This window comes from Streptomyces sp. NPDC043746 (assembly GCF_056436485.1).
Genome location: NZ_JBWKCM010000022.1, coordinates 119012 through 129631, shown reverse-complemented (window position 1 = coordinate 129631; position 10620 = coordinate 119012). Strand labels below are relative to the sequence as shown.

Genomic DNA, 10620 nt, shown 5'->3' with positions numbered 1-10620 from the left:
AGAGGGGACCCCCCCCCCCCCCCCCCCCACCCCCCCCCCCCACCACCCCCCCCCACCCCCCCCCCCCCCCCCCCCCCCCCCCCCCCCCCCCCCCCCCCCCCACGACCACGGGGGGACTCCACCATGCCCACGCCTCGCGAGCAGCTGTCCGACGCCCGGCTCTACCTCTGCACGGACGCCCGTAAGCGACAGGGCGACCTCCCCGCCTTCCTGGACGCCGTGCTCTCCAGTGGGGTCGACATCGTCCAGCTCCGGGACAAGGGCATGGAGGCGGCCGAGGAGCTGGAGCACCTGGCGCTCTTCGCCGAGGCCTGCCGCCGCCACGGCAAGCTCCTCGCCGTCAACGACCGGGCCGACATCGCCCATGCCGTCGGCGCCGACGTCCTGCACCTGGGCCAGGGAGACCTGCCCGTGCCCGCCGCCCGCGCGATCATCGGCCAGGAACGGCTGATCGGCCGCTCCACGCACGCCGAGTCCGAGGTCGACGCCGCCGTCGCCCAGGAAGGCGTGGACTACTTCTGCACCGGCCCCTGCTGGCCCACCCCCACCAAGCCCGGCCGCCACGCCCCCGGCCTCGGCCTCGTGCGGTACGCCGCCTCCCTGGCCCAGCCGCGCCCCTGGTTCGCCATCGGGGGGATCGACGCGGGCAGTCTGGACGAGGTCCTGGAGGCGGGGGCCCGCCGGATCGTGGTCGTCCGCGCGATCACCGAGGCGGAGGATCCGGCCGCCGCCACCGCCGAGCTGGCGAAGCGGGTCCGCGTACACGCGCTCTGAGCAGCGCTTTCGTGTCGGCCCTGGCCAGGTGCTGTCCCAAAGGGTGGACGCCGAAAAGGGGAGAACAAGACAATAACGTCTGCTCTGGTTGGGGGAGTGTCCACCCTCTGGTTAACCTCCCCCTATGGCCCTTGGGACAGCTTCCACCAGGACGGACCACGCGCGCACCGTGCGTGACATGCTCGCGACCGGGAAAACCTCGTACTCCTTCGAGTTCTGGGCGCCCAAGACCGAGAAGGGCGAGCGCAACCTCTGGAGCGCGCTGCGCCGGATCGAGGCGGTGCGGCCGAGCTTCGTCTCGGTGACCTACGGGGCCGGCGGCTCCACCCGGGCCGGGACGGTGCGGGCGACCCAGCAGATCGCCGCCGACTCCACACTCACCCCGGTCGCCCACCTCACCGCGGTCAGCCACTCGATCGCCGAACTGCGCAACATGGTCGGCCAGTACGCCGACGCCGGGATCAGGAACATCCTCGCGGTCCGGGGCGACCCGCCCGGCGACCCCATGGGCGAGTGGGTCGAGCACCCGCGCGGCGTGACGTACGCGGCCGATCTCGTCCGCCTCATCAAGGAGGCCGGCGACTTCTGCGTCGGTGTCGCCGCGTTCCCGGAAATGCACCCGCGCTCCACCGACTGGGAGACCGACATCGGTCATTTCGTCGACAAGTGCCGGGCCGGGGCCGATTATGCGATCACCCAGATGTTCTTCCGTCCGGAGCACTATCTCCGGATGCGTGACCGAGTGGTCGCTGCGGGTTGTGAAACGCCGATCATCCCCGAGGTCATGCCGCTCACCAGTGTGAAGCAACTGGAAAGATTCCCGCAGCTCAGCAATGCGACCGTGCCCGAGCCGCTGAAAGAGCGGATCCTCGCGGTCAAGGACGATCCGGCCGCTGTACGCTCCATTGGCATCGAGTTCGCAACGGAGTTCTGCGCGAAACTGCTGTCCGAGGGTGTGCCCGGGCTGCACTTCATCACGCTCAACAACTCGACGGCAACGCTCGAAATCTACGAAAATCTCGGACTGCACAAGCAGTCGTGACCGGCCGTACCCGCCCCCGAGCGGCTGCGGCCGCAGGAGGGGGCGGGCGTGGGCTGGACGGTCCTCTACATCGCATTCGGTCTGGTGGCGCTGTGGCTGCTGGGTGAGGTGCTGCTGCAGTACAAGGCGCGGCTGCGCTGGCGGCTCCTGGCCTTCGGCGGCTTCCTCGGCGTGGTCGTGGGGGTCCTGCTCGCCTCCGTCCCGGTCATCGTCGTCGGGGCCCTCGCCTTCGCCGCCGGCCAGACCTGTGTGACGCTCTCCTTCCGACGCGGTTTCTCCACCGGCTGGGCCATCGGCGGCAGCCCGGGAGAGAGCCGCCGCCGCCGGGGCGGCGGCGAGCGCGCGGCCACCAAGGAGCCCACGCTGGAGGTCTCCGGCCTGGAGGTCTCCAACCCGGCCACCGGCCCGGCAGCCGACCCCTTCGACCACGGCTCGGGGACCCCGGCAGCCGACCCCTTCGCCCACGGCACGGGGAACCCGGCCGCCGACTCCGACGCCCCCACCTCCGTGTACGAGCCCCTGCCGCTGCCCGACGACACAGGCCAGTACGGCGTCTACAGCGACTCGGGCGACGGGGGGAGCCGGGACGACCGGCAGCCGTACGCGTCGGACGGGGCCCAGCCGCAGTTCGCCGCGTACGACCCCCACGGCGGCTACGACCAGCAGCAGGCCCAGGACGGCTACGCGGGGCCGTACGACTACGGGACCGGTCAGCAGCAGAGCTACGCCGCCTACTCCGACCCGTACATCGGCACCACCGGCGCGTCGTCCGCCCCCTACGGCGGCTACGACACCTACGGCACCGCCTACGACAGCCAGGGCGGCCAGCAGAGCTACACCGACCCCTACGCCCAGGCCTACGGCACGGACCCGTACGCCACCGACACCCCGCCCGGCGGGGTCTGGGTCCCGCAGCAGCGCGACCCCGAGCCGTACCCCCCGATGCCGCCCGGCCGGCCCGCCCCGTACGGCCAGGGCAACGGCGGCGACGGCTACGAAACCGGCCAGAACGAGCAGTACCGCTACTGAGGCGCGCCGCCGAGGGGGGCAAGGCCCCCGACGGCGCTCTCGCTCACTGCGAGCCGCGGAAGCCGTCCCCCTCCACCACGAGCCCGGCCACCAGCGTCCCCGACATCCCGGCATGCGCCAGCCCGCCGCCCGGGTGCGACCAGCCACCCGCCAGATAGAGCCCCGGCAGCCGGGTGAGGTTGCCGGGGTGCAGATACGCTCCCTCCGCACCGGCCAGCGCCGGCGGCGGCACCGCACCCCCCTCGGCCCCCGTCTCGGCCTCGGTCTCCGCGGGCGTCCGGACCTTCGTGTGCAGGATCCGCCCCCGCAGCCCCTCGACAGCCGCCTCCGCCCGCTCCACCAGCAGCTCCGCGAACCGCTGCCGCACCGCCGCGTCCGTCCAATCCACCGGGCCCTGCGGGGCCACCACCGCCGTCAGCGTCACCGCCTCGTGCGCCGCGTCCGGGCGGGTCGCCGGGTCGTCGGGGCGCAGCACGGTGACCGTCGGGTGCGCGGTGACCCGCCCCCCGAACACCGCTTCCTGCTCCGCCGCCGCATCGGTGCTGTGCACCACGGTCCGGTGCGCCGCGTCCGCGTCCCGGCCCCCGCGCAGCGAGAGCAGCACAGTGAACCGCCCCGGCACCGCCGCACCCGCCCGGACCGTCACATCGCCCGGACCCCACACCCGCTGACCCGGCACCAGCCCCGCGTGCGGCCGGATCCCCAGCACCACCCGGTCCGCCTCGGCCACCTCACCGTCCGCGAACTCCACGCCCGCCGCCCGGCCGTCCTTCTCCAGGACCCGGACCACCTCGGCGCCGAAGACGAACTCCACCCGCCGGGCCACACACCGCTCGTACACCGCTCGGGCCAGCTCCCGCATCCCGCCCAGCACGTACCAGCTGCCGAAGGACTGCTCCATGTACGGCAGCAGCGCGGCGCTCGCGGGCGCAGTGCGCGGGTCCAGGCCGTACGAGAGGGCGTATCCGTCGAGCAGGGCGGCCAGCCGGGCGTCCCCCAGCTCCCAGGCGCCGATCTCCGCGACGGTCGCCGCCTGCCGGGTGCGCAGCAGCCGACGCTGCCGCAGGGCGGGGTACGGGTCGCGCCCCAGCACCTGGTGGTCCGCCCGCAGCGGCTCCTCCAGCAGCGGTCGGCGCGAACGGTCCCAGGCGTCCCGGGCCCGCTCCAGGAACCCGGTCCACCGCTCCCCGGCACCGGCGCCGAGCGCCGCGTCCAGGGCGGCGGCCACTTTGGCGCGGGAGGCGTTGGGCAGGGACACCGCCGTGCCGTCCGCGAAGAGATGGCGGCTCGCCGGGTCGACCTCGGTCAGCGTGACGCACTGCTCCAAGGACTCCTTGCCGGTCTTCACGAAGAGGTCCCGCTGGACGGCGGGCAGATGCAGCAGACCGGGGCCGGTGTCGAAGACGAAGCCCTCGTGCTCATGGCGGCCGAGCGAGCCGCCGTAGCTCGCGGACCGCTCGTACACCGTCACCTTGTCGCCCGCGACGGCGAGCCGGGCGGCTGCCGCCATGGCGCCCGTCCCGGCGCCGATCACCGCAATTCGTGCCATGCCGCCGACCCTATCGGCCATCACTGACAGCTCAGCCGGGAGGCAGGGCACCACCCGTCGCGGCCAGGTGTTTCTCCTCGCGGCGCTGGGCCCGGCGGCGCAGGAAGCGGCGGATCCGGGAGGCCAGGAAGACCACGAGGACGATCCCGACGAGCAGCAGCACCCCGGCGATCACGGCCGCCGCCACCGGGTTGAATATGGCGAACGTGACGACCCCGGCGACGCCGAGGTCCTCCACGATGCTCACCCCGATGTTGCTGAAGGGTTCGGGGGAGGTGTTGACCGCCATCCTCGTCCCGGCCTTCACCAGATGGCTCATCAGCGCCGTCGACCCGCCGATCGCCCCGGCCGCCAGCTCCGGCAGCGAACCGCTCTCCCCGGCGAGGAGGGCCGCGATCACCGCGCCGGCCACCGGGCGGATCACCGTGTGCACGGTGTCCCAGGCGGAGTCCACGTACGGGATCTTGTCGGCCACCACCTCGCAGAGGAAGAGCACACCGGCCACGATCAGCACATCGGTGCGCTGGAGCGCGGCGGGGACCGCGTCGGAGACGCCGGTCGCGCCGAACAGGCCGAGCAGCAGGACCACCGCGTAGGCGTTGATCCCGCTCGCCCAGCCGCTTGTGAACACCAGGGGGATTACGGACACGGGGGAGATCGTAACGACCGGCCCCGGCGGCCGGGTGGGGCCGGGTGCGCACTCCTGAGTACCCGTACTCAGGAGACGAGATGAGTAGCTGCGCGGATAGGCCCGGACCTGCGCGGACGGAAGAGTGGTGACCACGGAAGGGGCGCGGCGCCCGGACCGCCGGCACGGGGCGGCGGACCGGGCGCGGCCCCTGACGGAACGGGGGTGCACGACGGAGGCCCGGGGACCACGGGGGACATACGGGGTCACGGGGAACGGGTCCGACGGACGCACGGAAGACGCCGGTCCGGTGAAGCTCGCAGGGGGATGCGAGCTCCAGCGGCCGGCGTCTTCGTGTTTCTCCGGGGCCGTGCCTCTCCGCTCCGGGACCGTGCCTCAGCGGCCTCAGCGGCCTCAGCGGCTCAGTGCCCGCTGACCCGCCCGTGGAGCAGCAGCGAGAGCGCCGAGTGGACCTCGTCGATCGAGCGCTCCGGCTGGAACGCCTGCCAGTCCAGCGCCGCCACCAGCACCATCCCTACCAGGGCGGCCGCCGTCAGCGGGATGTCGATCTCCTCGCTCAGCTCACCGCTGTCCACCGCCTCGCGCAGCACGCCCTCCACCACGGCCACGGCCTCCTGGCGCACGACCAGCAGCGTGGACTGCCAGGCGCGGTTGGTGCGCCACAGCTCGGCCACGTACAGCTGGGTGAAGGCCGGGTAGCGGTCGATGAAGGCGAGTCCGGCCCGGATCATCGCGTCCAGCGCCTCGACCCGGGTGCCGCCGCGCTCCTGCGACTCCTCGGCAGCGGCCCGCAGCGAGGCGGTGAGGAGTCCGACACCGTGCCGGAGCAGCTCCTCGAACAGCTCGGTCTTGCTCTTGAAGTTGTAATAGACCGTGCCCTTGGCGACCCCGGCCCGCTCGGCGATCTCGTCGACGGTGGTGGCCGAGAAGCCCTTCTCGGCGATGAGGGTCACCGCCGCCTCGTAGAGCCTCTGCCGGGTGGCCTGGCGGCGCGTGGTGCCACTGCTTTCCATGAGGCCGATTCTCCCAGCTTCCGGGGCGCTCACAGGCTCAGCTCCGGGTGCAGTCGGCTCAGGCTCCACACCTGCTTGCGCCGCGCGGTCCACGCGGTCAGGGCGAGCGCGCCGACGGTGAAGGCGGCCAGCACCGCGCAGCCCAGCCAGACCGGGCCGAGGGGGCCGCCGGTGATGAGCCTGCGCAGCCCCTCCACGACGTACGTCATGGGCAGGTACGGGTGGATCGCACCGAAGAAGCCGGGGCTGGTCTGGACGGGGTAGGTGCCCCCGGCCGAGGTCAGCTGGAGCATCAGCACCACCAGCACCAGGATGCGTCCCGCCGCGCCGAAGCAGGCGTTCAGCCACTGCACGATCGAGGAGAAGCAGCAGGTCACCAGGGTGAGGAAGGCGACCGTTCCGGCCGAGCGCGCCATCTCCAGGCCGAGGCCCCAGTGCAGGACGGCCATCAGGGCGCCGACCTGGAGGACACCGATGGCGGCGACCGGGAGCCAGCCGGCGAGGGCGATCCGCCAGGCGGAGGCGCCCGTGGAGAGCGCCCGCTTGTTGAGCGGCTGGATGATCATGTAGGCGACCATCGCGCCGACCCAGAGGGAGAGCGGGATGAAGTACGGGGCGAAACCGGTGCCGTAGTTGGGCGCCGCGTGGAGGGACTTGGAGGCCAGCTTCACCGGGTCGGCCATGACGTCGGTCCGGGCGTCCCGGTCCTTCTTGTCGTAGTCCGGGATCTTCTCCGCGCCGTCGTGGAGCCCCTGGGCGAGTTCGGCCGAGCCGTCCCCGAGCCGGAACAGCCCGCCGTCCAGGTTCTCGGCGCCCGACTTGAGCTTGCCCATGCCGGTGTCCAGGTCGGCCGAGCCGGTACGGGCGTTGCCGAGGCCGGTGTGCACGTCCGCCGCGCCCTTGGCGACCTTGTGGGCGCCGGTGTTGAGGGCGTTGACGTCCTTGACCGCCTGCTCCAGGTCGGAGTCCAGGGCCGGTGCGCGCTTCGCCAGCGTCTCGGCCTGCTTCTGGAAGTCGGCGAGATGGGCGGTGAGCTTCTTCAGCTCGCCGTTCTGGCCGCCGACCACCTTGTTGACGTCGGCGGCGACCTTGGCGACGTCGGCCGCCGACTCACTGGCCTTCTTCAGCGCCGGGCAGGACGTCTCGTCGGGCTCGGCCGCCTCCTCGCACCGGGTGCGGTACACCCCGGCGAGTTCGTCGGAGGCGGTACGGGCGTCGGCGGCCGCGGTCGGGGCGAGCGCCACCAGCCGCTCCAGCTCCTCGCGGGTGGCCTTCGAACCCTCGGAGACCAGGCGGGCGGTGTCCCCGATGGCCTTGCCGTGCTCCTTGAAGAAGGGGCGGGCGTCGTTCGCGATGCCGTTGACCTTGTCGGCCAGGGCCTGCGTGCCCCCGGCCACCTGCCGGGCGCCGGTGGCGACCTGGCCCGCGCCGGTGTTCAGCTTCACGATGCCGTCGGAGAGACGCTTGCTGCCCTCCTTGGAGTTCTTCAGCCCGTCGGCCAGCTCCTTGGAGCCCTCCTTCGCCTTCGATATCCCGCCCTTGAGGTCGTCGGCGCCCTTGGCCGCGTCGGCGGTCTTGTCGTGCAGATCGGAGAAGTTGATGAAGATGCGGTCCAGGAAGCCCCGGGAGGCGTTGGTGGAGGCGGCGTTGCGCACCTCACCGAAGACCGTCTTGGAGATCTGCCCGACGATGTAGTTGTTGGCGTCGTTCGTCCGCACCTGGAGCGCGCCCGTCTCGGGGGAGTCCCCGCCGCTGGACGCGATCTTCTCGCTGAAGTCGGACGGCATCGTCAGCGACAGGTAGTACGTGCCGTCCTCGACGCCCTTGTCCGCCTCCGCCGAACTCACCTCGTGCCACGCGAACACCTGGGAGTCGAGCAGCTTCTTGCTGATCTCGTCCCCCGCGTTGACCCGCTCGCCGTCGCTGGTGGCTCCCTTGTCGTTGTTGACCAGGGCGACGGGCAGCTTGTCGAGGTTCCCGTACGGGTCCCAGAACGAGAACAGGTACAGGGCACCGTAGAGCAGCGGCAGGAGCAGCAGGGCGACCAGCGCGGCGGCCGGGAGCTTCCCCCTGCGGAACCGCCGCAGCTCAAGCGCGGCCAGCTTCGGCGATCGCATCGGCCGTCTCCTCCTCGGTGGTGGGGGTGGTGGGGGTGTCCTCGGAGCCGGGCGCGGCCGGGACGTCGTCGGCGACGGGCACGGTACGGACGACCCGGGCGCCCTCGGGGGCCTCGCTGCACACGGCGAGCACGGTCGTGCCGGAGTCGGCCACGGACCGCAGCAGCGCCCAGGCGTCGGCCCGTTCGGCGGGGGAGAGCTTGAGGTCGGCGTCGTCCAGCGCCAGCAGCCGGGGGGCGCCGATCAGGGCCAGCGCGACGGAGAGCCGCAGCGCCTCCAGCCGCTCCAGGTCCCGTACGGAGGTCCGCTCGGCCTTCGGCAGGGCGGCGGTGTCCAGTCCGGCGGCCTCCAGGGCCGCGTCGATCCGGGCCCGGGCGGTGGCCCGGCGCTCGGCGCGCGGGCGCAGCAGGGTGCGCAGGGAGGCCCCGTAACGGCCCTGGAGCAGAGCGCGTTCGCGCAGGTGCTCACCGACGGTGAAGGCGGGGTCCAGCTCGCTGACGCCGGGCACGGGGCCGAGAGCGGTGATCCGGCGCACGGGGGCCGCCTTGCGGGGCAGTTCGAGCCCGCCGACCCGGGCGCTGCCCGCGGTGGCGCGCATCCGGCCGGTCAGGGCGAGCAGGAGGCAGGTGCGGCCGGAACCCGAGGGCCCCTCGACCGCCACGAGCGCCCCCGGCGGAGCGCTGAACCCCACGTGGCGAAAGGCCCAGCCGCGTGGCCCCTTGAGTCCGAAGTCCTCGGCGCCGACCGCGGCGCCGTGCGGGCTCTCCACAGACCCTCCCCTGATATTTGAACTGACTGGTCAGTGCAAAAAAGTTAGCCCGAACTCGCGCTCGAAGCAAAACAGCAGGTCGAGGAAGGGTTCTGACCGATTGTCAGTGGGGGCCGCCACCATGGATGCAGACGGCCAGGGAGCCGTCACACGACGACAGGAGGTTCGTCATGGCCAGCTCGTCCGCAGCCGCCGCCCCGCGGCGCCGCGCCGTCAGCCCTGCCCCCTCACTGACCGGTCCCGCCGACGATGTGCACCCCGTGCTGCGCCGCACCACGGCACCGCCCGCCGCCCTCGACCTCCTCGCCAAGGCCCGCGCCGGCCTGGACGAGGCCGCCGTGCTCCCCGAACCGAACGAGCGCTACGCCACCGCCCATCTCGCGGCCCTGCGCACGGCGGCCGCCGTGCTGGCCGCCCGGGGCCGCCCCGAGACGAACAAGCGCCACCGCGACCGCATCCGCAGCGCCTGGGACGTCCTCCCGGAGACGGCCCCCGAGCTGGCCGACTGGAGCGCCCTCTTCGCCGCCGGAGCCTCCCGCCGCGCCCGCGCGGAGGCCGGCATGCCCGGCGCCGCCAGCGACCGGGAGGCGGACGACCTGCTGCACCACGCCGACCGGTTCCTGCGTCTGGTGGAACGGCTGCTCGTCCTCCAGCCGGTCCTCCCGCAGCCGAGGACGGGAAGGACGGCCGCGGGGTGAGACGGCCGGTGCCGGATGACCGGGACGGCGGTGCGAGGCAATAGGGTGGTGGACGCTCACATCACCACCTGCACTGTTCACGCTCCGCCGTCCCCGGCGGCACCGTGTCGAGGAGTCATCTGCCGTGTCGGACCAGCCGCGCCCCCGTGCCTCTCTCCGTACCGCCGTGGTCTGGGAGGTCCTCAAGGACGCTCTGGACCGTCAGGTCAAGGCGGCCGGCCGGGACGCCCTGGACGTCCTGGACACCGGCGGCGGCACCGGCAACTTCGCGGTGCCCGTCGCCCGGCTGGGCCACCGGGTCACCGTCGTCGACCCCAGCCCCAACGCGCTCTTCGCGCTGGAGCGGCGGGCAGCCGAGGCGGGGGTCGCCGACCGCGTCCGGGGCGTCCAGGGCGACATCCTCGGCCTCTTCGACGTGGTGGAGCGCGGCGGCTTCGACGCGGTGCTCTGCCACGGCGTCCTGGAGTACGTCGACGAGCCCGCCGAGGGCGTACGGAACGCCGTGGCGGCCCTGCGCCCCTCCGGCGCCCTGAGCCTGCTCGCCGCGGGCGTGGGCGGGGCCGTCCTGGCCCGCGCGCTGGCCGGCCACTTCACCGAGGCGCGGCAGGCGCTCACCGACCCGGCGGGCCGCTGGGGCGAGGGCGACCCGGTGCCCCGCCGCTTCACCGCCGAGCAGCTCTCCGAGCTGGTCTCCGGGGCCGGCCTGGAGGTCGGCGCGGTGCACGGCGTGCGGGTCTTCGCCGACCTCGTACCGGGCGTCCTGGTGGACACCGAGCCCGGGGCGGTGGACGCGCTTCTCAAGCTGGAGGCCGCCGCGGCCGAGCTGCCCGCCTTCCACTCCGTGGCGACCCAGCTGCACGTTCTGGGCGACAGGCGCCCCTGAGCCGGCCGTCCGTACCGGCCCCCGGGAACGCCCGCGCGGGCCGGTACGGGGCTGATCAGCAACGAAGCTGCGGACGGAGTAGGACTCGGGACCCCCG

General features: G+C 73.2%; 10 protein-coding genes. 5 read left to right on the top strand and 5 right to left on the bottom strand.

Translation table 11 applies throughout. The features are described from left to right. The first annotated feature begins 123 nt into the window (after positions 1–123). The 3 genes from thiE (at position 124) to AC0682_RS22860 (ending at position 2845) form a co-directional block, all read left to right on the top strand. Positions 124–774, top strand: a complete 651-nt coding sequence (gene thiE / locus AC0682_RS22870) for a thiamine phosphate synthase (protein WP_478534863.1) — start codon at positions 124–126, stop codon at positions 772–774. Between the two features lie 124 nt (positions 775–898). Then, positions 899–1816, top strand: coding sequence for a methylenetetrahydrofolate reductase [NAD(P)H] (metF, locus tag AC0682_RS22865; RefSeq protein WP_254812736.1), 918 nt, complete (start codon positions 899–901; stop codon positions 1814–1816). Positions 1817–1864: 48 nt separating this feature from the next. Then, on the top strand, positions 1865–2845 hold the full coding sequence (locus AC0682_RS22860; protein WP_478534862.1) for an SCO2102 family sporulation regulator: 981 nt from the start codon (positions 1865–1867) through the stop codon (positions 2843–2845). A gap of 43 nt (positions 2846–2888) precedes the next feature. Here AC0682_RS22860 and AC0682_RS22855 read toward each other — a convergent pair whose 3' ends face one another. The 5 genes from AC0682_RS22855 to AC0682_RS22835 all read right to left on the bottom strand — a co-directional run bounded on the left by AC0682_RS22855 (position 2889) and on the right by AC0682_RS22835 (position 8942). Next, entirely contained in the window at positions 2889–4394 is a 1506-nt protein-coding gene (locus AC0682_RS22855; RefSeq protein ID WP_478534861.1) for a phytoene desaturase family protein, read from the bottom strand. 31 nt (positions 4395–4425) lie between these two features. Continuing rightward, positions 4426–5043: a DUF4126 domain-containing protein gene (locus AC0682_RS22850; protein ID WP_254812737.1), complete on the bottom strand. Its 618-nt coding sequence runs from the start codon at positions 5041–5043 to the stop codon at positions 4426–4428. A 401-nt stretch (positions 5044–5444) separates the two neighbouring features. Further along, complete coding sequence (locus AC0682_RS22845; RefSeq protein WP_254812738.1) at positions 5445–6056, bottom strand: TetR/AcrR family transcriptional regulator; 612 nt, start codon at positions 6054–6056, stop codon at positions 5445–5447. A 29-nt stretch (positions 6057–6085) separates the two neighbouring features. Then, positions 6086–8173 carry a YhgE/Pip family protein gene (locus AC0682_RS22840; protein WP_254812739.1) on the bottom strand — a complete coding sequence of 696 codons (2088 nt, stop codon included), beginning with the start codon at positions 8171–8173 and terminating at the stop codon, positions 6086–6088. Further along, positions 8145–8942 carry an ATP-binding cassette domain-containing protein gene (locus AC0682_RS22835; protein WP_478534860.1) on the bottom strand — a complete coding sequence of 266 codons (798 nt, stop codon included), beginning with the start codon at positions 8940–8942 and terminating at the stop codon, positions 8145–8147. The genes AC0682_RS22840 and AC0682_RS22835 overlap by 29 nt, the downstream gene beginning before the upstream one ends. Before the next feature lie 170 nt (positions 8943–9112). Here AC0682_RS22835 and AC0682_RS22830 point away from each other — a divergent pair, with 170 nt between their 5' ends. Next, positions 9113–9640, top strand: a complete 528-nt coding sequence (locus AC0682_RS22830; protein WP_254812741.1) for an SAV_6107 family HEPN domain-containing protein — start codon at positions 9113–9115, stop codon at positions 9638–9640. Between the two features lie 124 nt (positions 9641–9764). Further along, complete coding sequence (locus tag AC0682_RS22825; protein ID WP_254812742.1) at positions 9765–10523, top strand: class I SAM-dependent methyltransferase; 759 nt, start codon at positions 9765–9767, stop codon at positions 10521–10523. Positions 10524–10620 lie beyond the last annotated feature (97 nt).